The following is a 22,507-nucleotide window of genomic DNA, read 5'->3' on the forward strand; positions in this document are numbered from 1 at the left end:
TCACCCATCAGTGAAAGGCGGCGACCGCGGCGAGCACCTGGAAGTGCTCGACGATCGGTCCCAGCGCCATCGCGGGGAAGAATTGCAGGCCGCCCAGGATCAGGATCACCCCGATCAGAAGGCCGATGAACAGTCCGCCGTCCGTAGGCAGGGTCCCGGCATTGGGAGCCAGGCGGGGCTTGGCGGCGAGCCCCCCGGCGATGGCCAGCACGGCCACGATCGGCGCAAACCGTCCAAGGGCCATGGCGATGCCCAGGGTGGTGTTCCACCACGGCGCATTGGCGGTCAGGCCGGCGAAGGCCGAGCCGTTGTTGGCAGTCGCAGAGGTGTAGCCGTAGAGGATCTCCGACAGGCCGTGCGGCCCTGAGTGCGTCAGTCCCTTGAGGGCTTCGGGCAGAACGGCCGCGATGGCCGAGAAGCCCAGCATCGACAGCGGGATCACCAGAACCGCCAGCATCGCCAGCTGGATCTCGCGGGCCTCGATCTTCTTGCCCAGATATTCGGGCGTGCGGCCCACCATCAGGCCGGCGACGAACACCGACAACAGGGCCATCACCACCATGATCGCGATGCCCGAACCGATACCACCGGGCAGGATTTCGCCCAGTTGCATCAGGAACATGGCGATGGCACCGCCCAGCGGCATCAGGCTGGAGTGCATGGCGTTGACCGAGCCGTTCGAGGCGCCGGTGGTCATGGCGACCCAGACGGCCGAGGCCGGCGCGCCGAAGCGGACCTCCTTGCCTTCCATGTTGACGGAAGCTTCGACGCCGGCCGCGACCTGGGCCGGGGCCGGACGGGTCTCGGCGGCATAGACGCCCGCCGCGCCGGCGGCCAGGAGGATGAACGCCGCCGCGACCAGGGCCCGGATGTCCTTTTTGGCCAGGGCGCTGCGGCCGAACGCGAAGAAGGCCGCCCAACCCAGCACGTTGATCGACACCGCGGTCAAAAGATTGGTCAGGGGCGTGGGGTTCTCGAACGGGTGGGCCGAGTTGGCGTTGAAGATCCCGCCGCCATTGATGCCCAGCATCTTGCTGGCTTCCTGGCTGGCGACGGCATAGAGCGAGATCTTCTGCTCGGCCCCTTCCAGGGTCTGGGCGGTGACGCCTGCGGCCAGGGTCTGGGGCAGTCCCAGTGCCACCAGAACGATGGCGAAGATCAGCGACAGTGGCAGCAGCACATAGAGCGTGGTGCGAACCAGATCGGCCCAGAAATTGCCCAAACCCTCGCCCCTGTTGGCCACGAAGGCCCGCGCCAGGGCGGCGGCGATGGTCGCACCGGTGGCGGCGGAGACGAAGTTCTGGACGGTCAGAACCAGCATCTGGCTGAGCGTCGACATCGTGGTCTCGCCGGCATAGCTCTGCCAGTTGGTGTTGGTCACGAAGCTGATGGCGGTGTTGAACGCCAGATGGGGCGACAGGCCGGCAAACCCCTGCGGGTTCAGCGGCAAGGCGCCTTGCAGACGCAGAACGCCATAGACCGTCAGGCAGCCGACCAGGTTGAAGGCCAGCAGCGCGCCGGCATAGCCAAACCAGGTCTGGCTCTTTTGCGGATCGACCCCGGCGGCCTTGTAGAAGATCGCCTCGACGGGTCTGAGCACCGGGTCGAGCCAGGTGCGTTCGCCGTTCCAGACGCGCGACATGTAGATGCCCAGCGGCCATCCGATGGCGACCGCCAGGCCAAGCGTCAGGGCGATCTCCGCCCATCCTTGCCAGTTCATTTGAAGATGTCCGTCAGAACTTGTCGGGTCGCAGCATCGCCGCGACCATGTAGCCGGCGACGACGATCGCCCCGGCGGCCCAAAGCACACTCACCAGCATGGTCACACACGCCTCAGGGCGGCGGCGAAGCCGGCGAACGCGGCGAACAGAGCCAGCGTCAGCGCCACAAAGATCAGATCAGCCATAGCGGCCTCCGGTTTCAGCGTAACCGGAAGGACCACAGGGCCGCGTAAGGCCTCCATACGGATAGGGTCGGCGCGCATAAGGGCGGCATAAAGGTTTCAAGCTCACCGATCCTGCCCTTGAGGGCAGGATCAGCGGGCCGGGACCGGCGACCTCTCGAAGAGGTCTGTGGCCCAGCCGCCCAGCCCCATCCCGCCCTTTAGAGTCGTGACCTATTGGCCGCACCTGCGCGCCCATTCATGGCGGGCCAGGATAGGCTCTTGTCGCATGGCTATGGTCTTGCTACCGGTGTCATTGTCACCGGTGTCAAAGTTGACGGCGTTTCTCGGTGAACAAGAAAAGACGGCCAGGAACGGCCGCGCGGGATGAAGCGCGGCTGAACTCTGTCCGAACGATGCCCAAAGCGTCGGTTCCTAGGGTTCTACGGGAGGAGAAACCATTGTCCCAAGTCACCAAGCATAACGCCCTGCTCGCGCTCAAGATCGGCGTTTCGAGCGGCGCACTGGCCCTGGCCCTGGCGGGCGCGGCCAACGCACAGACGGCTGCGACGACCCCCGCCCCTGCGGCTGACGAAGCTGTCGTTGAAGAAGTGGTCGTCACCGGCTTCCGTCGCTCGCTGGACGCTGCGCTCAACGTCAAGCGCTCGTCGGTCGGATCGGTCGACGTCATCGTCGCCGAAGATATCGCCAAGTTCCCTGACCAGAACCTGGCCGAGTCCCTGCAGCGCATTCCCGGCATCTCGATCGTCCGTGACGGCGGCGAAGGCCGCGCCATCACGGTTCGCGGCCTGGGCTCGCAGTTCACCCGCGTTCGGGTCAACGGCATGGAAGCCATCGCCACCACCTCGGACGGCGCCAGCGCCAACCGCGAACGCGGCTTCGACTTCAACGTCTTCGCCTCGGAACTGTTCAGCTCGCTGGTCGTCCACAAGACGGCCGAGGCCTCGCTCGACGAAGGCTCGCTGGGTGCCGTGGTCGACCTGAACACCGGCAATCCCCTGGCCGGCAAGGACGGCTTCACCCTGGCCCTCAGCGCCCAGGCGCAATACAACGACCTGAACAAGGAGCTGGGCCCGCGCCTCGCCGGCCTGGTCAGCTATCGCGACGAAAGCGGCGTGTGGGCCGCGTCAATGTCGGTGGCCTATTCCAAGCAGCAACAGGTCGAGTCGACCAACAACACCGTGCGCTGGGCCCAGGCCCGCTTTAACGCGGTGGCCGGAACCAACTGCTTCACCACCCAGAACTCGGGCGGTGCCTATGTGCCCAGCGCCAGCTGTAACCAGGTGGCCCTGGCCTTCCACCCGCGCATCCCGCGCTATGGCGAAGTCACGCATGATCGCGAGCGCCTGGGCCTGACCGGCAGCGTCCAGTACGCACCGACCGACCGCACCAAGATCTCGGTCGATGGCCTCTATTCGCGCTACAACGCCATCCGCAACGAGAAGTATGCCGAAGTGCTGTTCCGCTCGAACGAGCGGTCGATCAGCGTTCGCGACTACACCATCGACAGCAACAACAACCTGATCAAGGGCACGTTCGACAACGCCTGGGTGCGTATCGAACACTATGAGCGCGAGCTGGACACCACCTTCTACCAGCTGAGCCTGAACGCGACCCACGAGTTCAACGACAAGTTCAAGATCCAGGGCCTGGCGGGCTTCTCGAAGTCGGACGCCGACATCCCTTACGAAACCACGATCATCTATGACGACCGCGACGCCACGGGTTACAAGTACGACTATACCGACATGAAGAAGCCGGTGCTGTCGTTCGGCACCAGCGTCAGCGATCCGACCAACTTCCAGTTTGCCGAGTTCCGCGACCGTCCCTCGAACAACACCAACAAATTCGAGACCGTGGCGCTGAACGCAGACTATGCGATCACGGATGAGCTGACCTGGAAGGCCGGCGCCGTCTACCGCGAGTTCAGCTTCAACCTCACCGAAGGTGCACGCGACTCCACCTATTGCGCGGCCTTCACCTGCGCGACCGGGACCTACGGCGCTCCGGTGACCTCGGCCCTGACCACCAACTTCAACCTGACCGGCGCGAACGCTCCGGCCGGCACGACGACCAGCTGGGTGGTGCCCAACCTCGACGCCGCCGCGGCCCTGATCAACCTGTACCAGCGCCCCCTGATCACCCAGGCGGGCAACACCCGCTCGGTCACCGAGAAGGACACCGGCGGCTTCATCCAGTTCGACGTCAAGAGCCAGATCGGCGGTCTCGACTACGCCCTGAACGGCGGCGTTCGCTATGTAAAGACCGAACAGTCCTCGACGGGCATCAACAACAGCCAGACCGTGACGGTGAAGCGCGCCTATGAGGACTGGCTGCCCGCAGCCAACCTGGCGCTGTATCCGATGGACAAGGTCATCGTCCGCGGTGCCATCGCCAAGGTCATGACCCGTCCCAGCCTGGGCAGCCTGACCCCAGGCGGCAGCGTCGACGGCTTCAACTACCGGATCACCTCGGGCAACCCGGCGCTGAACCCGTTCCGCGCCACCACCTATGACGCCTCGGTGGAATGGTACTTCGCTCGTGAATCGATCTTCTCGGTGGCGCTGTTCAAGAAGGACATTGCCAGCTTCCCGATCACTGCCTCAACCCAGGGTTCATACGCCTCAACCGGTCTACCGCTGTCGCTGATCCTGGCCAGTTCGCCGGCTGCCCTCAACCCCGAAGGCCAGACCTGGACCATCAACTCAACGGTCAATGGCGAAGGTGCCAAGCTGCAGGGCGTCGAGTTCTCGGTCCAGGGTCCGTTCAGCTTCCTGCCGGGCATGCTGTCCAACTTCGGCGGTATCGCCAACGTGACCCTGGTCGACTCTGACGTCGATTATCGCGTTGCAGGTGCGGCGACCACCGCCACACCAACGGACGCCCAAGGAAGGCCTGTGGCCTTCCCTGCACTGGTCAACCGCGACGAAACCGAGCGTCTCTTCAACCTGTCGCGCCGGGCCTATAACGCCACGCTCTACTACGAAGCCGACAAGTTCAGCGCCCGCGCTTCGGTGGCCTATCGCAGCGGCTTCATCGATGCGACCAGCGGCACCGGCAACGTGTTCGAGGGCTATAACAGCTCGGTCAATGTCGACGCCTCAATGCGTTACCGCCTGAACGACAACCTCGAATTCTCACTCGAGGGCGTCAATCTGACGGACGAGTACCGCGACCGCTTCACCGATCTCGAAGCCGACCGGAACTATGAATACAACCACTTCGGCCGCACGATCATGATCGGCGCGCGCTACAAGATGTAGTTGAAGCCTGGCGGCGCTCTCCGGAGCGCCGCCAGAAGTCTTTTCAGGCGGGATTAGAGCGCGTTCCGAAAAGTGGGAACCGGTTTTCGGAATTAAACGCGCGTAAAAACAAAAGACTAGTCCGGCCGTACGATCGCCAGCGCTTCTCGCAGTACCGGCACCAGCAGGTTGGCCATGGCGACCTGCCCCTCAGAGTCCGCCAGCAGATCCTGGCGCACTTCCAGTTCCAGATAGTCCAGCCCGTTCGCGTCGGCATGCAGCGGTACGGTGTTGTCGGTCTCGTCCATCCGATAGGGTTCGTTGTCGCCCACGGCCTGGCCCAGACGCGCGCGCAGGGCTGCCAGCACAGCATCCGAAAACGGCGAGTCGCCCCTGTGCAGCACACCAAGGTGCCACGGCCGATCAAAGCCGTTCATCGAGGGCGTAAAGCTGTGCAGCGACACCAGGATCGGCCGCGTCGCCAGACGCGCATCGATCGCCTCGCCGATGGCCCGCTGATAGGGCGTATAGATCGCGTCCAGACGCTGCGCCCTGGCAGCGTCGGACAGATCAAGGTTGCCGGGAATGCGCACACCGTCGCTGACCTGCGCCATCGAGCCCGGCGCGCCAGGCTTGCGATTGCAGTCCACGACCAGGCGCGAATAGGCCTGGCTGACGAAACAGGCGTTCAGCCGTCGCGACAAATGCGCGCCCAGGCCCGCCACGCCGATATCCCAGGCGATGTGCAGATCCAGCTCGGCATCGCCCAACCCCAGCCGATCAAGCCCGGCGGGTATGGCCCGGCCGGCATGATCTCCCAAAAGCAGCAGCGGCCCCGGGGCGCCTGCGTTCGTGACAATCACCGGACACGGATCACCTGCGGCAAGAAGGTCGCTCGACGCCGGGGACGAATCCAAGCCAAACTTTTTCAATGCCCGTGCTCTCGGTTCGCCATCTGACGCGCTATCGATATCGCAATCCCGTCGCGTTCGGCGAACATCGCATGATGTTCCGGCCACGCGAAGGCTGCGATCAGCGCCTTGTCACGTCAAACGTGCTGATCGTGCCCACTCCGGTGCATCTGCGCGACGTGCAGGACGTGTTTGGCAACTGGGTCAGCCTTGCGCGCTTCAACGGCCGGGCGTCGGAGCTGTTGTTCGAGAGCCGCGTCACCCTGGAGCACACGCCCCTGCCCGCCTTCGGCGACCTGCATGGCGATGTCGGCTTCCTGTCCGGCGGCCGGCCCTTCGCCTATGACGAGGACGATCTGCCCGACCTGCAGCGGTCCATCGAACCGCAGCACCCTGATCCGCACGGCGAACTGGCCCGGTGGGCGCGGCGCTTCGTCAAGGCCAAGGGCACCACCAACCTACAGCACCTGCTGGCCGACATGACCCAGGCGATCTATGCCGGGCTCAAATACGGCAAGCGCCTGGAACACGGCGTGCAGTCGCCCCTGACGACGCTCAGCACCGGCAGCGGCACCTGCCGCGACTTCGCCGTTCTGATGATCGAGGCGGTGCGCTCTCTGGGACTGGCCGCCCAGTTCGTGTCCGGCTACATCCACAGCCCCTCGCGCAAGCTGGGCCAGCCCGAGCGCACCGGCGGTGGCCACACCCACGCCTGGCTGAGGGTCTATCTGCCCACCTGCGGCTGGATCGAATTCGACCCAACCAACGGCATCGTCGGCAATACCGACCTGATCAGCGTCGCGGTGGTCAATGATCCGCGCAAGGCCTCACCCTTGGTCGGTGCCTGGTCTGGCTTTCCGACCGATTTTCTGGGCATGGATGTCGAGGTGGACGTCACCAGCGTCGAAGGCGACTTCACCTTCGCCCAGCCGGCCATCGCCGCCTTCGGATAACAACCACCGGCTCATCGCATCCCGGGTCTCGGTGACGCGTTAGCACACGGCTCCATGCCCGCGACTGCAAGACGCACGCGCGCCACCCTGTTCGCGAGAAGACGATGCTGATCCGCCATGGCTACGAAATCACGGTCAACTGCTGGCAGCCGACGCCCATGGTCACCCAGATGGCCATTCACGACGACCGCCGCCGCGATCTGCGTGCGCCCGAGCGTTTCGCCACCACGCCCAGCATCGACACCTCGACCTATCACGACCTGTTCGGAAACCTGTGCCGCCGCTTCATCGCGCCCGCAGGGGACCTGACCCTCTGGAGCGACGCCATCATTGAGGACAGCGGGCTGATCGACGGCTATCACCCCGAGGCGATCCAGCATGACGTGGCCGACCTGCCCGACGAATGCCTGCAGTATCTGATGGGCAGCCGCTACTGCGAAACCGATCGCCTCAGCCAGATGGCCTGGGACACCTTCGGGCACACCCCCTTGGGCTGGGCCCGCGTCCAGGCGATCTGCGACTTCGCGCATGCCCGCATCGCCTTCAACTATCAGAACGCCCGCTCCACCCGAACAGCCTTCGAAGCCTATGAAGAGGGCACCGGGGTCTGTCGTGACTATGCCCATCTGGCTGTGGCCCTGATCCGCTGCATGAACATCCCGGCCCGCTACGTGAACGGCTACCTGCCCGACATCGGCGTCCCGCCGGCAAATCCGATGGATTTCTGCGCCTGGGTCGAGGTCTATCTGGGCGGTCGGTGGCACACCTTCGACCCGCGCAACAACATCCCGCGCACCGGCCGCATCGTCATCTCGCGCGGCCGTGACGCCGCCGACGTGGCCATGGTCAGCTCATTTGGCCCGCACATCCTGAACGGCTTCCGGGTCTGGGCCTATCAGGTCGATTCGGCTGATCCCGACCGTCCTCTGCGCTGAGGCACGACGGCGCGATTTTCAGACGCCGGCGCCTTTCCATCCGCCTGCGTGATCAGCAGTCTTGTCGTGGGCCGCGCAACGGCCCTACTGGGTCTGGCCAAGACCGTGGCGGTCTCGCTGCATGGACAGGCCCCTTGATGCGACGCCGCCCTGGACGGCACGGAGAATGTCTTGTCGATCACCGCCGCCCTGCACCACGTAACCCGTTACACCTATGACCGGCCGGTCGAGCTGGGCCCTCAGGTCGTGCGCCTGCGCCCTGCGCCGCACGCCAGAACCCGCATTCCCAGCTATGCCCTCAAGATCACGCCGGCCCAGCACTTCATCAACTGGCAGCAGGATCCATTCGGCAACTGGTTGGCGCGGCTTGTGTTTCCAGAAAAGGTCACCGAGTTCTGCGTCGAGGTGAACCTGACCGCCGAGATGTCGGTGATCAATCCGTTCGACTTCTTCGTCGAGCCCTATGCCGAAGGCCTGCCCTTCGCCTATCCGACCGAACTGGCCGGCGAGCTGGCGCCCTATCTGGTGGTCGAGGACGACAGCGCCGCGCTGGACGCCTATGTCGCCACCTTGCCGCCCACCGCGCCCAGCACCATCAACTTCCTGGTCGACATCAACGCCCGCCTGCAGCGCGAAATCAGCTATCTGGTCCGCATGGACCCGGGCGTGCAGACGCCGGAACAGACCCTGTCCCTGGCATCCGGCTCGTGCCGCGACAGCGCCTGGCTGCTGGTGCAGATCCTGCGCAAGCTGGGCCTGGCCGCACGCTTCGTGTCCGGCTACCTGATCCAGCTCAAGCACGACATCACCGCCCTGGACGGTCCCACCGGCACCGATGTCGACTTCTGCGACCTTCACGCCTGGGCCGAGGTCTATCTGCCCGGCGCCGGCTGGATCGGGCTGGACGCCACCTCGGGCCTGCTGTGCGGCGAGGGGCACATTCCGCTGGCCGCCACGCCTCACCATCGCTCGGCCGCGCCGATCACCGGCGTGGTCAGCGCCGCAAATGTGGAATTCGGCTTCGAGATGTCGGTCACGCGCCTGATCGAGCCGGTTCGAATCACCAAGCCGTTCGAGGACGACAAGTGGCAGGCCCTGGACGCCCTGGGCGAAGCGGTGGACCGCGATCTGGTCGAGCAGGACGTGCGCCTGACCATGGGCGGCGAGCCGACCTTCTGCTCGATCGACGACTTCCAGTCGTCCGAGTGGAACACCGCCGCCGTAGGGCCCACCAAGCGGGGCCTGGCCGATGATCTGATCCGGCGTCTGCGCACGCGCTTCGCGTCTGGCGGACTTCTGCACCACGGCCAGGGCAAGTGGTATCCCGGCGAGCCCCTGCCCCGCTGGGCCTTCGCCCTCTATTGGCGCGAAGATGACCAGCCGGTCTGGCGCGACATCGACGCCCTGGCGCGCGAGCCCTCGGCCGATGGGCCCAAGGCGGGCAATCCGGAAGCGGCCCGCTTCGCACGCCGCTTTGCCGAGACGCTGGGGCTGGACCCCGGCTGCGTGATCACCGCCTTCGAGGACCCGCTTTGCTGGATCGGCAAGGAAGGCGCCCTGCCCGACAATTTCGACGCAGAAGGCCTTGAGCTGGATGAGGCCGACGAGCGCGCCCGCCTGCTTAAGGTGCTCGACCACGGCCTGACCCGGCCCAGGGGCTACGTCCTGCCGATCCGGCGCTGGCGCGCGGGCGAGGAAAGCGGCTGGCTGACCGAGGCCTGGACGCTGCGGCGGGGCCGGATGTTCCTTGCGCCGGGCGACTCGCCGGTCGGCTTCCGCCTGCCGCTGAACCAGCTGCCGGTGCTTTCGGACGACGACTACCCCTATCTCACCCCGCGCGATCCCTTCGAGCCGCGCGAGGCCCTGCCGTCGCATGATGCCCTGCGCAAGCCCGGCGGCGAGACCGTCAAGGGCCCGGCCAGCGCCGCACGCACCAAGGCCAAGGCCGGCTATGTCCGCACCGCCATCAGCTTCGAGCCGCGCGATGGCCTGCTCTATGTGTTCATGCCTCCGGTCGAGACGCTGGAGGACTATCTGGAGCTGGTGGCCGAGATCGAAGCGGTCGGTGCCGCCAGCGGCCAGACCGTTCGGATCGAGGGCTATGCCCCGCCCGACGATCCGCGCGTGAACGTCATCAAGGTCACCCCCGACCCCGGCGTGATCGAGGTCAATGTCCAGCCGGCCAAGAGCTGGCGCGAGACCGTGGACATCACCACCGGCGTCTATGAGGAGGCGCGCAAGACCCGCCTGGGCGCCGACAAGTTCATGATCGACGGGCGCCACACCGGCACCGGCGGCGGCAACCACGTGGTGGTCGGCGGGGCCCAGGCGCCGGACTCGCCGTTCCTGCGCCGGCCGGACCTGCTGAAGAGCCTGCTGCTCTACTGGCAGCGCCATCCTTCGCTGTCCTACCTGTTCTCGGGCCTGTTCGTCGGCCCCACCAGCCAGGCGCCGCGCATCGACGAAGCGCGTCATGACGGCCTCTATGAGCTGGAAATCGCCCTGGCCGCCGTGCCCAAGCCGGGCGAAGGCGAAGCCCCCGCGCCCTGGCTGGTCGACCGCCTGTTCCGCAACCTGCTGGCCGATGTGGGGGGCAACACCCACCGCACCGAGATCTGCATCGACAAGCTCTATTCGCCCGACGGCCCGGCCGGGCGCCTGGGTCTGCTGGAGTTCCGGGGCTTCGAGATGCCGCCGGAAGCCAAGATGAGCCTGGCCCAGCAACTGCTGATCCGCGCCCTGATCGCCTGGCTGTGGCGCGAGCCCCAGACCGGCGGCCTGGCCCGCTGGGGCACGGCCCTGCATGACAAGTTCATGCTGCCCCACTTCGTCTGGACCGACTTTTTGGGCGTGCTGGATGACCTGCGGGCCGCCGGCTACGACTTCAACCCGGTCTGGTTCGAAGCCCAGCGCGAATTCCGCTTTCCGGCCCATGGCCGGGTCGAGCACGGCGGCGTCGCCCTCGAACTACGCCATGCCCTTGAGCCCTGGCACGTCATGGCCGAGGAAAATGCCGGCGGCGGCACGGTGCGGTTCGTTGATGCCTCGGTGGAGCGGCTGCAGATCCTGGCGACAGGGTTCACGCCCGAGCGCCATGTCATCACCTGCAACGGCCGCCCCCTGCCCATGACCTCGACCGGGGTTTCCGGCGAGGCCGTGGCCGGGGTCCGCTACAAGGCCTGGCAGCCGGCCAGCGGCCTGCATCCGACCCTGCCGGTCGATGCGCCCCTGACCTTCGACATCGTAGACCGCTGGAATGGGCGCTCGCTGGGTGGGTGCATTTATCACGTCGCGCATCCGGGCGGTCGCAACTACGATACCTTCCCGGTCAACTCGTACGAGGCCCAGGCGCGCCGGCTTGCCCGATTCCAGGAACACGGCCACACACCCGGAGCCATCACGATCCCAACTGAAACCCGCAGCGGAGAGTTTCCGCTGACCCTGGACCTGAGAACACCCGTTGCCTGATAGATCCGCCCTTCGTGTTCAGCCCTTCCTCGACGACGGTGCCCAGGCTCGTCTGAAGGGCTGGCTCGACGGCTATCGCCCGCTGGTCGGGGCACCCGACGAACTGGTGCGGCCCGACGGCTCGACGCCCGACGCCTGGCGCAAGTTCCTGGGCGCCCTGGCCGCCTTTCCGCCGGGCGAGTTCGAGGACCGCTTTGCCCTGGCAACCCGTCACATCCGCGACTCGGGCGTCTCCCACCGCATCTATGGCGACGACACCGAACGCACCTGGCCGCTCAGCCCCCTGCCGCTGATCCTCGGCGAGGACGAATGGGCCAAGATCGCCGCCGGCGTCGAGCAACGGGCCACCCTGCTGGAGGCGGTGCTGGGCGACGTCTATGGCGAGGGCAAGCTGGTCGAGGAAGGTCGTCTGCCCGCCGCCGCGATCACCGGCAGCACCGACTTCGTAAGGCCCATGCGCGGCGTCGCCCCGACGGGCGGGCGACACATGCACCTCTATGCCGCCGACCTTGGACGCGGCCCGGACGGCCGCTGGTGGGTGCTGGATGATCGGGCCCAGGCCCCGTCCGGCGAAGGTTACGCGCTTGAGAACCGCATGGTGCTCTCGCGCGCCTTTCCCAACCTTTACAACGCCATGAATGTCCAGCGGCTGGCGCCGTTCTTCAGCGACTTCCGCGCCAGCCTGGCCAATGCGGCCCATCGCAGCGATCCCCGGATCTGCCTGCTGACCCCTGGCCCGTTCAGCGAAACCTATTTCGAACAGGCCCACCTGGCCCGCTATCTGGGCCTGCTGCTGGTCGAGGGCGACGATCTGGTCGTGCGCGACGGCCAGGCCTATGTCCGGACCATTGCGGGCCTGAAGCGCGCCGACGTCATCTGGCGACGGGTGGACGCCGACTTTATCGATCCGCTGGAGATGAACAGCGCCTCGCGCCTGGGCGTGCCCGGCCTGTTCGAGGCCATCCGGGCCGGCGGCGTGGTGGTGTCCAACATGCCCGGCTCGGGCCTTATCGAATCCCGCGCCCTGCTCAGCTTCCTGCCGGCGCTGAGCAACCACCTGCTGGGCGAGCCGCTGAAACTGCCCAATGTCGCCACCTGGTGGTGCGGCCAGCCCGCCGAACGCCGGCAGGTGGAACAGCACATCGACACCCTGGCCATCGCCAAGGCTTTCGCCGGTCCGGGCCATCCGGCCCTGGCGCGCGGCCCGCGCATGATGTCCGACCTGACACCGGACGAGCAGACCTCGCTGCGCGCCGCCATGCGTGAACGGCCGGTGGACTTTGTCGGCCAGGAAGTGGTGCGCCTGTCGACCACGCCGGCCTGGCGCGACGGCGGCCTGCACCCCAGCCCCTTCGTGCTGCGCGTCTATGCGGCGGCCACCCCTGACGGCTGGAAGATCATGCCCGGCGGCTTCTGTCGGGTTTCCGACCAGCGCGACGCCCGCGCCATCTCGATGGGCGAAGGCGCCCAGGCGACGGACGTCTGGGTGCTGTCGGAGCAGCCGGTTGAAAGCGTGTCCCTGCTGGCCCACCGTGACAATGTGAAGGTGCGGCGGATCATGGGCCACCTGCCCAGCCGCGCTGCAGACAACCTGTTCTGGCTGGGCCGCTATCTGGAGCGGGCCGAGGCCACCCTGCGCCTGGTCCGCAGCCTGTCGACCAGCCTGATGGACTCTGACGCCGCCGTTCACGGCAGCGGCGAGACCCTGACCAAGCTTCAGGGCCTGCTGGTCGACTGGGGCGCCGTCGACAAGGAGGCGGGGAGCCGCAAGGTCGCCGACGCCGCCTGCGCCGCCCTGCATGATGAAGACGCCTATGGCTCGGTGATCAGCCTGATCCGCTCGGCGCGCCGCGCCGCCTCCAGCATGCGCGAACGGCTGTCGGAAGACTTCTGGAAGCTGCTGCTGAACCTGGAAAGCCGGCTGAAGAACAAGCGTAACGACGTGCTGACCGAGGCCGAAAGCCTGGCCCGCGCCGAGGCGGCCCTGCAGACCCTGGCCACCCTGTCGGGCCTGACCCAGGAGAACATGAACCGCGTCGCCGGCTGGCGCTTTCTGGATATGGGCCGGCGCATCGAGCGAGGCGTCAACACCTGCCGGATCATGCGCCAGTTGGCCGGGCCGGACGCCACCCTCGACGATCTCGACCTGCTGCTGGACCTGGTCGACAGCCAGATCACCTATCGCTCGCGCTATCTGGAAGGCATTGCCCTGACGCCCGTGCGGGACCTGACCATTCTGGACCCGTTCAACCCGCGCTCTGTGGCTTTCCAGGTCGAGACCCTCAAGTCCCACCTGGCCGCCCTGCCAACCCTGCAGGAAGACGGCATGCCCGAGGAGCCCTCGCGTCTGCTGATCCGGCTGTCCAGTCAGGTCGAAACCGAGGACGCCGCAAGGCTAGGCGTGCCAGAGGTGCTGGCCTTCGAACAGATGCTGATGGGTCTGTCGAACGCCATTTCCGACCGATACTTCCTGCAAGGCTCCAACGCCACCCCGACCAAGAAGCTGGGCGGGCTGGCGTGATCTACGACCTGCGCCACCTTACGACCTATCACTATGGCAAGCCTGTCAGCTTCGCGCGCTGCTCGCTGCGCCTGGCCCCCCGGCGGGGACCCGACCAGACGGTGACGCAAAGCCAGTTGACGATCACGCCCGTCCCGTCGCGTCAGGAGACCCATATCGGTGCCTTCGGCGAACAGGTGCTGACCGCCACCATCGAGACGCCGCATCGCGAACTGAAGATCCTGGCCCGCTCTCGCGTGGCCATCGACCGCCCGCTCCTGCCTCGTCCCCTGACCGGCCCCGCCTGGAATGATGTGAGGGACCAGGCTTTCGGCTCCCGGCGACTGGACATCAGCTCGCCCGCCCATTTTATCTACCCCACCCCCATGACCGCGCTTCAACCGGCCATTACCGCCTATGCCGCCAGCTGCTTCACGCCCGGCCGGCCCGTGCTGGAGGCGGCGTTCGACCTGACCTGCCGGATCCGCGCCGAGTTCGCCTACGATCCGGAATCCACCGAGGTCTCAACCCCGGCCATCGAGGCGTTCCACGCCCGGCGCGGCGTCTGCCAGGACTTCGCGCACATCATGATCAGCGGCCTGCGGGGGCTGGGCCTGCCGGCGGCCTATGTCAGCGGCTATCTGCGGACCATACCAGCGCCCGGCAAGCCACGACTGGAAGGCGCTGACGCCACCCATGCGTGGGTCGATCTGTGGTGCGGTGAGGCCCTGGGCTGGGTCGGCTTTGACCCCACCAACGCCCTGATCGTGGCCGGCGACCACATCATCCTGGCGGTGGGCCGTGACTATGCCGACGTGGCCCCGATCGGAGGCGTGATCCTGGGCCCCGGTGGCCAGACCATCGATGTGGCTGTCGATGTGGTTCCCGTGGAGGAGCCGCTTCTGCGTCTGGGTTGAACCGGGGTGCGACCAGTGCACTGTTCGGCACACCTGTTTCAAAGCCTTGTCGCGCCGGCACCGAGCGGACTTGCCTGACGGGGCGGCATAAGGCATCACCAAGCCATGGCCCTGGCGATGTTTCGACGGTCAAGCAGGTGGATCGCCGTGCTGTGCATGGCGATGACGCTGGCGCTTGTCGGCCATGGCGTCGCCCTGGCCTTCGATGCAGGCGACCACGCAGGCCACCATGCGGCCGAGACCGCGGCCGACGCCGATCCTCATCATTGCGAAGCCAGCTCCGGTGACGAGCCAGAGGAGCCCGCCGGCGAGCCGCATCATCACCACCAGACAGACCATCACTCGGTGACCCTGGGCTTGGATATGGCTGGGTTTGCACTTCTGGTGCCCCTGCGCGACGGCATTGCCCCGTCGCGCGGCCAGCGTCATGCCGGGCTTGCCGGCTATGGCATCGAGCGACCGCCCAAGGGCTGATCCAGACCTGACCGTCTGAGCCGCGCCGCCTGCCTGCGGCGCTGATCCCCGTCCCTGGAGACTACCCATGCCCCCGTTTTCGCCGGGCCGCGCGCCCGCATGGCGAAGCCTCATGCCTGCGCAGGCGCTCGCTCTGAGTTTTGCGTTGCTGATGGCCACGCCCGCCCTGTCACAGACACCTCGCCTTTCCCTCAATGAGGCCCTGCGCCTTGCCCTGACGGCCGATCCGGCCGCGCCCGCCGTCCGGGCTCGCCTGGAAGCCGCCAAAGCCAATATGCGCCAGGCCGATACGCGGCCAAACCCGAGCCTTGGCCTGGAGGTCGAGAACTTCACCGGAAGCGGTCGCTTCGCGGCCCTGGCCCGCACGGAGACAACCCTCTCCTACCATCAGACCTATGAGCGAGGCGGCAAGCGCCAGGCCAGGACCCTGCTGGCGCAGCGTGAGATCGATCTGGCCGCCGCGCGCGCCCAGGTGCGTCGTCTCGACCTGGCCAGGGCCGTGCAACTGGCCTTCATCGAGGTGCTGGCCGCGGACGCCCAGGTTCTGGTGGCTGAGGATCAGGCAAGCGTGGCGCAGCGCGCCCAAGAAGAGGTAAGCCGCCGCGTGGCCGGGGCCCGCGATCCGCTGTTCGCCGGGGCCCGGGCCGAGGCCGAGCTGGCCCAGGCCCGCGTCAGCCTGGACCGAGCGAAGGCCAACGCCCGTAACGCCCGCGCCGCCCTGGCGGCCTACTGGCGCGGCGAGGCCAGCTTCCTGACCCCAAGCGAGCTTTTCGAGGACATCCGCCAACCACCGGTCGCCGCCCTCTCGGCCAGCCTGCCGGATCTGCAGCTTCTGGCGGTGGAGCGTGACATCGCCGCCGCGCGGATCGCCGTCGAGCAGGCCCGGGCCGTGCAGGACCCCAGCCTCTCCCTTGGCGTTCGGCACCTGCAAGACGAAGGCGCAATGGCGCTGGTCGTCGGCGGCACACTGCCTCTGGGCCGCTACGACACCAATCGCGGTGCCATCGACAGGGCGCGCTCGGAGCGCACGGCGATAGAGGCCGATCTGGAGGCCCTGCGCCTGGAGCGCGAGCGCGAAATCGCCCTTCTGATCGCGCGTCGGGCCGCTGCTGCGGCTGAACTACGCCACATGGACGATGACGTGATGCCCAGCGCGGAGCGCGCCGTAACCCTGGTTCGCGACGGCTTTCGACGCGGCGGCTTCAGCTATCTGGATGTCATCGCCGCCCAGCGGGCCCTGATCGAGGCCAAGTCCCGGCGCGTCGAAATTCTCAAGGCCTTCCATCAAGACGGGGCGAGTCTGGATCGCCTGACCGGCGCGCACGCCACGCTCGCCAGCACGGAGACCCAGCCATGAGCACCACCCTGACCCGCCGCCCGCTGTGGGCGATGCTGCTGGCCGCGACCGCCCTGAGCCTGACCGCCTGTGGCGAGAAGGCCGCCAAGCCCGATGAGCATGGCCAAGCCGAGGCCGAGTTCGAGCGCGGCCCCCACAACGGCCGCCTGCTGCGCGATGGCGACTTCAGCCTGGAGGTCACGATCTATGAAACCGGCGTCGAGCCGGAGTTCCGCGTCTATGCCTATCGCAAGGACAAGCCGATCGATCCCCGGCAGGTGAACCTGGACGTGGCCCTGACCCGCCTCGGCGGCCAGGTTGATCGCTTCGCCTTCAGCCCGCAGGAGGACTTTCTGCGCGGCGCGGGTGTGGTGACCGAGCCCCATTCGTTCGACGTGGCGGTAACCGCGCGTGAGGGTGGCAAGACGCATGCATGGCGCTACGCCTCGTATGAAGGCCGCACCACGATGTCTGCCAAAGCAGCTGAGGCCAGCGGCGTCAGGGTCGAGGTCGCCGGCCCGGTGTCCATCGACGAAACCGTGCTGCTCAACGGTCGCATCGAGGTGACGCCGGAGGGCAAGGGCGAGGTTCGCGCCTGGTATCCCGGCCGGATCATGAGCCTGCGCGGGGAACTGGGGCAGATGGTCCGCAAGGGCCAGATCCTGGCCCGCGTCGAGTCGTCCGACAGCCTCCAAACCTATTCGATCCCGGCCCCGATCTCGGGCCAGATCATCGAGAAAAACAGCAATGTCGGAGACGTGGCCTATGACCGGCCGATCTTCGTGATCGCGGACCCGACCAAGCTTCACGCCGAACTGTTCGTCTATCCGCGCGATTCCGAACGGGTGCGCATTGGTCAGACGGTGGAGGTCCGCAGCCTGTCGGGAACCGACCGCATCCTGGCCACGGTGGAGTCGATTCTGCCATCAGCCGATTTCACCAGCCAGACCCAGCTGGCGCACATTCACCTGCCAGATGGGGCCGGGCCTGCCTGGCGGCCGGGCCTGGGCGTCGAGGGTGCTGTCACCGTCGCATCACGGCAGGTGCCGCTCGCGGTCCGAACCAAAGCCATCCAGCGGTTCCGCGATTTCGACGTCGTCTTCGCCCGGGTCGGCGACACCTATGAGGTGCGGATGCTGGAGCTTGGCACCCGAACAGCCGAATGGACGCAGGTGCTGGGCGGACTTGAGCCCGGAACGACCTATGTCACCGACGGCGCCTTCCTGATCCGCGCGGACATCGAAAAGTCCGGCGCGAGCCACGATCACTAGGGGGGCGTCATGTTGAACCGTATCATCCGCACCTCCATCGCCCATCGCTGGGCGGTCATGGCGGCCGTCGCCCTGCTGGCCCTGCTGGGACTCTGGAGCTTTCAGCGCCTGCCAATCGACGCCACGCCCGACATCACCAACGTCCAGGTTCAGATCAACACCGAGGCCAAGGGCTATTCGCCGCTGGAGGCCGAGCAGCGTGTCACCTTCCCCATTGAAACCGCCATCGCGGGCCTACCCGGTCTGGACCATACCCGCTCCATCTCGCGCTATGGCCTGAGCCAGGTAACCGTAGTGTTTCGCGACGGGACCGACATCTACTTCGCCAGGCAGTTGATCAATGAGCGCCTGCAAGGCGTTCGAGGCCAGCTCCCCGACGGGGTCGAACCCGAGCTTGGCCCCATCGCCACGGGGCTCGGCGAGATCTTCATGTACACGGTCGAGGCCAGCCCCGGCGCGCGCAAGCCAGGCGGCGGCATCTATACGCCCGAAGACCTGCGTACCCTTCAGGACTGGGTGATCCGTCCGCAGATCCGCAACACGCCCGGCGTCACCGAGGTCAACACCATCGGCGGCTTTGTGCGCCAGTATCATGTCACGCCCTGGCCCCAGCGGCTGGCGGCCTATGGCGTGACGATGGACGAAATAGTGGCCGCGCTTGAGGCCAATAACGCCAATATCGGCGCAGGCTATGTCGAGCGGCATGGCGAACAGTATCTGGTTCGCACCCCGGGACAGGCGACCGGGATCGAAGACCTGGAACGCGTGGTCGTCGCCCGCCGTGGCGGCGCACCGATCCGCGTGGCCGACGTCGCTGATGTCGTGATGGGCGAGGAACTGCGCACCGGCGCCGCCACCGAGAACGGTCACGAGGTGGTCCTGGGCACGGTGATGATGCTGGTCGGCGAAAACAGCCGCACCGTGTCTCGCGCCGTCGCCGCCCGCCTAGAAGAGGCCGCCAAGGCCCTGCCCGCCGGCGTCACCGCCAAGCCGATCTATGACCGCACCGATCTGGTGGATCGCACCATCGCCACAGTCGAGACGAACCTGGTCGAGGGCGCGCTGCTGGTGATCGTGGTGCTGTTCCTGCTGCTGGGCAATATCCGCGCGGCCCTGATCACGGCGGCGGTCATCCCGCTGGCCATGCTGATGACGATCACCGGCATGGTGCAGACCAGAACCTCGGGCAATCTGATGAGCCTGGGGGCGCTGGACTTTGGCCTGATCGTCGACGGCGCGGTGATCATCGTCGAGAACTGCCTGCGCCGCTTCGGCATGGCCCAGCACCAGCTCGGCCGGCTGCTGACCCGCGAGGAACGTTTCGACCTGGCGGCCGAGGCCAGCGGCGAGGTGATCAAGCCGTCGCTGTTTGGCGTGCTGATCATCACGCTGGTCTATATCCCGATCTTCGCCCTGACCGGGGTTGAGGGGAAGATGTTCCACCCCATGGCGATCACCGTCGTCATCGCCCTGACGGCGGCCCTGCTGCTGTCCCTGACCTTCGTGCCCGCCGCCGTGGCCCTGTTTGTCACCGGCAAGGTCGAGGAGAAGGAAAGCCGGGTGATGGGCCTGGCCCGGCGGGCCTATGAACCGGCCCTGGCGACAGCGCTTCGGTTCAAGAGCGCGTTTGTCGGTGGCGCTGTGGTTCTGGTGCTGCTGGCGGGTCTTGCCGCTTCTCGCATGGGCTCGGAATTCATTCCCAGTCTCGACGAGGGCGACATCGCCCTGCACGCCCTGCGCATACCCGGAACCAGCCTGACCCAGGCCGTGAAGATGCAGGCGGTGCTGGAAGCGCGGATCAAGCAGTTCCCGGAGGTCGACAAGGTTGTGGGCAAGATCGGCACCGCCGAGGTGGCCACCGACCCCATGCCCCCCAGCGTCGCCGACACCTTCATCCTGCTCAAGGACCGCAAGGACTGGCCTGACCCGCGCAAGCCCAAGGCCCAGCTGGTCGCTGAACTGCAAGAGGCGGTCGAGGCCGTGCCGGGCAACAATTACGAGTTCACCCAGCCGATCCAGATGCGGTTCAATGAGCTTATCTCAGGCGTGCGCTCGGACGTGGCGATCAACGTGCACGGCGACGATCTGGAGACCCTGCTGGCCGCCGGACAGGCGATCGAGAGCGTGGTCAGCGGCATCGAGGGTGCCCAGGACGTCAAGGTCGAGCAGGTCACCGGTCTGCCCGTGTTGCAAGTCACCCCCGACCGCGACGCCCTGGCCCGCTTTGGCCTGAATGTCTCTGACGTGCAGTCGGTGGTCGCCACCGCCATCGGCGGGACGACCGCCGGCCAGATCTTCGAGGGCGACCGGCGGTTCGACATCGTCGTGCGGCTGCCCGAGACGCTGCGCGGCGACCTCGACGGGATCGGCCGGTTGCAGGTCCCCCTGCCCGCCGGCGATGGCCCCCGGGGGTTTGTGCCCCTGGCCGATATCGCCCGCATCGAAACCGTGATCGGTCCCAACCAGATCGGCCGCAGCGACGGCAAGCGCAAGATCGTGGTCACCGCCAATGTGCGGGGTCGCGACCTGGGCTCGTTCGTGACGGACGTCCGAAAAGCGGTCGAGGCCGAGGTGGAAATCCCGAGTGGCTACTGGGTGACCTATGGCGGCACGTTCGAACAGCTGACTTCGGCCGCACGGCGGCTGCAACTGGTGGTTCCCGCCGTGCTGCTGCTGATCTTCGGCCTGCTGTTTGCGCTGTTCCGCTCGTGGAAGGACGCCGCCGTGGTGTTCTCGGGCGTCCCCCTGGCCCTGACCGGCGGGGTGGCCGCGCTGCTGATGCGTGGCCTGCCGCTGTCGATCTCGGCGGCGGTCGGCTTCATCGCGCTCTCGGGCGTGGCAGTGCTGAACGGGGTGGTGATGATCAGCTTCATCCGTAGCCTGATCAACCAGGGCCAGGCAGCGGACCAGGCGATCACCGAAGGCGCCCTCACCCGGCTGCGGCCGGTGCTGATGACCGCCTTGGTGGCCAGCCTGGGCTTCGTGCCGATGGCCTTCAATGTCGGCGCGGGTTCGGAAGTTCAGCGGCCGCTGGCCACCGTGGTGATCGGCGGGATTGTCTCCTCGACGATCCTGACGCTGTTGGTGCTGCCTGCGCTCTACGCGCTGGTCTCAAGGCGGGTCAGAACCGGATGACAAGCCTGCAAGCGGCCGGCGAAAGCGGGATCGACACCGCGATCGCCGGCCCTTGCCTGTTCGACCTCGACAGCGAGGCTGACGGACTGCCCTTGATCGGGCTGGCACCGGGCGTCACTCTGGACGCGATCCGCGCCAAGACGGACGCCGATTTCAATCCGGGAGCCTTCACATGACCAGCGCCTATATCTGTGACGGCATCCGCACGCCCATCGGCCGCTACGGCGGGGGCCTGGCCAAGGTGCGGGCCGACGACCTGGCCGCCATCCCGATCAGGGCCCTGATGGCCCGCAATCCCGGCCTCGACTGGAGCGCGGTGGACGAGGTGGTGCTGGGCTGCGCCAACCAGGCCGGCGAGGACAATCGCAATGTCGCCCGCATGGCCGCCCTGCTGGCCGGGCTGCCCGACAGCGTGCCGGGCGTCACCGTCAACCGCCTGTGCGCCTCGGGCCTGGAAGCCCTCGGCTATGCCGCCCGCGCGGTGCTGTCGGGCCAGGCCGATCTGGTCGTCGCCGGCGGGGTCGAGAGCATGAGCCGCGCCCCCTTCGTGATGGGCAAGGCTGACAGCGCCTTCTCGCGCGCCGCCAAGATCGAGGACACCACCATCGGCTGGCGTTTCGTCAATCCGGCCATGCAGAAGGCCTACGGCGTCGATTCCATGCCCGAGACGGCCGAGAACGTCGCCGCCGACTTCCAGGTCAGCCGCGCCGACCAGGACGCCTTCGCCCTGCGCAGCCAGCAACGCGCCGCCGCCGCCATCAAGGCCGGCTTCTTCGACGGCGAGATCACCCCGGTCGAGATCCCCGGCAAGGCCGGCCCCACCATCGTCGACCGCGACGAGCACCCGCGCGAGACCACGCTGGAGACCCTGGCCAAGCTGAAACCCGTGGTCCGACCGGACGGCACGGTGACGGCCGGCAATGCCTCGGGCGTCAATGACGGTGCGGCCGCCCTGCTGATCGCCTCGGAAGAGGCCGTCCAGCGCCATGGCCTGACCCCGCGCGCGCGCATCCTCGGCTATGCCACGGCCGGCGTAGCCCCCCGTGTCATGGGCATCGGCCCGGTGCCCGCCACCCAGCGCCTGATGGCCCGCACCGGCCTCTCGATCGGCGATTTCGACGTGGTCGAGCTGAACGAGGCCTTCGCGGCCCAGGGCCTGGCGGTTCTGCGCCAACTGGGCCTGGCCGACGACGGCGCCCATGTGAACCCCAATGGCGGGGCCATCGCCCTGGGTCACCCCCTCGGCGCATCGGGTGCCCGCCTCGCCCTGACCGCCCTGCGCCAGCTGGAAGCCGCCGGCGGAAAACGCGCCCTGGCCACCCTGTGCATCGGCGTAGGCCAGGGCGCGGCGCTAGCGCTCGAACGCGTCTAGCCCGAAGGAGGGCTCGGGCGCGCGAAATTCCTGCTGGACTGACCCAAGGGCGCCGCCTGTCTGATCGGGTCAACAGACTTCGTCACACGA

The 22,507-nt window shown here is 67.1% G+C and carries 14 protein-coding genes; 12 read left to right on the forward strand and 2 right to left on the reverse strand.

Annotation, left to right across the window (positions count from 1 at the left end; genetic code table 11):
- Positions 1-7: 7 nt before the first annotated feature.
- Positions 8-1,720 carry a potassium-transporting ATPase subunit KdpA gene (gene kdpA / locus ACW179_RS15955; protein ID WP_492060445.1) on the reverse strand — a complete coding sequence of 571 codons (1,713 nt, stop codon included), beginning with the start codon at positions 1,718-1,720 and terminating at the stop codon, positions 8-10.
- A 623-nt stretch (positions 1,721-2,343) separates the two neighbouring features.
- On the opposite strand from kdpA, the gene ACW179_RS15960 reads away from it, so the two are divergent.
- Positions 2,344-5,166, forward strand: coding sequence for a TonB-dependent receptor (locus ACW179_RS15960; RefSeq protein ID WP_492060446.1), 2,823 nt, complete (start codon positions 2,344-2,346; stop codon positions 5,164-5,166).
- Between the two features lie 116 nt (positions 5,167-5,282).
- Here the strand turns inward: ACW179_RS15960 and ACW179_RS15965 are convergent, their stop codons facing one another.
- Positions 5,283-6,008, reverse strand: a complete 726-nt coding sequence (locus ACW179_RS15965) for an N-formylglutamate amidohydrolase (protein ID WP_492060447.1) — start codon at positions 6,006-6,008, stop codon at positions 5,283-5,285.
- Between the two features lie 68 nt (positions 6,009-6,076).
- On the opposite strand from ACW179_RS15965, the gene ACW179_RS15970 reads away from it, so the two are divergent.
- The 11 genes from ACW179_RS15970 to pcaF all read left to right on the forward strand — a co-directional run bounded on the left by ACW179_RS15970 (position 6,077) and on the right by pcaF (position 22,417).
- Positions 6,077-7,009, forward strand: coding sequence for a transglutaminase family protein (locus ACW179_RS15970; RefSeq protein ID WP_492060448.1), 933 nt, complete (start codon positions 6,077-6,079; stop codon positions 7,007-7,009).
- A 104-nt stretch (positions 7,010-7,113) separates the two neighbouring features.
- The gene (locus ACW179_RS15975) at positions 7,114-7,944 is read left to right on the forward strand and encodes a transglutaminase-like domain-containing protein (RefSeq protein WP_492060449.1); all 831 of its coding nucleotides are present in this window, start codon (positions 7,114-7,116) and stop codon (positions 7,942-7,944) included.
- A 171-nt stretch (positions 7,945-8,115) separates the two neighbouring features.
- Entirely contained in the window at positions 8,116-11,412 is a 3,297-nt protein-coding gene (locus ACW179_RS15980; protein WP_492060450.1) for a transglutaminase family protein, read from the forward strand.
- Positions 11,405-13,933: a circularly permuted type 2 ATP-grasp protein gene (locus ACW179_RS15985; protein WP_492060451.1), complete on the forward strand. Its 2,529-nt coding sequence runs from the start codon at positions 11,405-11,407 to the stop codon at positions 13,931-13,933. Before ACW179_RS15980 ends, ACW179_RS15985 begins: the two co-directional genes overlap by 8 nt.
- On the forward strand, positions 13,930-14,829 hold the full coding sequence (locus ACW179_RS15990; protein ID WP_492060452.1) for a transglutaminase family protein: 900 nt from the start codon (positions 13,930-13,932) through the stop codon (positions 14,827-14,829). Before ACW179_RS15985 ends, ACW179_RS15990 begins: the two co-directional genes overlap by 4 nt.
- Positions 14,830-14,934: 105 nt before the next feature.
- Positions 14,935-15,303 (forward strand): hypothetical protein, encoded by a 369-nt coding sequence (locus ACW179_RS15995; RefSeq protein WP_492060453.1) that lies wholly within the window; start codon positions 14,935-14,937, stop codon positions 15,301-15,303.
- A 67-nt stretch (positions 15,304-15,370) separates the two neighbouring features.
- Positions 15,371-16,660 carry a TolC family protein gene (locus ACW179_RS16000; protein WP_492060454.1) on the forward strand — a complete coding sequence of 430 codons (1,290 nt, stop codon included), beginning with the start codon at positions 15,371-15,373 and terminating at the stop codon, positions 16,658-16,660.
- The gene (locus ACW179_RS16005; protein WP_492060455.1) at positions 16,657-17,910 is read left to right on the forward strand and encodes an efflux RND transporter periplasmic adaptor subunit; all 1,254 of its coding nucleotides are present in this window, start codon (positions 16,657-16,659) and stop codon (positions 17,908-17,910) included. Before ACW179_RS16000 ends, ACW179_RS16005 begins: the two co-directional genes overlap by 4 nt.
- Before the next feature lie 9 nt (positions 17,911-17,919).
- Positions 17,920-21,045 (forward strand): efflux RND transporter permease subunit, encoded by a 3,126-nt coding sequence (locus tag ACW179_RS16010; protein WP_492060456.1) that lies wholly within the window; start codon positions 17,920-17,922, stop codon positions 21,043-21,045.
- Entirely contained in the window at positions 21,042-21,221 is a 180-nt protein-coding gene (locus tag ACW179_RS16015; protein ID WP_492060457.1) for a hypothetical protein, read from the forward strand. Before ACW179_RS16010 ends, ACW179_RS16015 begins: the two co-directional genes overlap by 4 nt.
- The gene (gene pcaF / locus ACW179_RS16020) at positions 21,218-22,417 is read left to right on the forward strand and encodes a 3-oxoadipyl-CoA thiolase (protein WP_492060458.1); all 1,200 of its coding nucleotides are present in this window, start codon (positions 21,218-21,220) and stop codon (positions 22,415-22,417) included. The genes ACW179_RS16015 and pcaF overlap by 4 nt, the downstream gene beginning before the upstream one ends.
- Positions 22,418-22,507: the final 90 nt, after the last annotated feature.

The sequence above is a fragment of the Caulobacter sp. AVps18 genome, assembly GCF_058681425.1.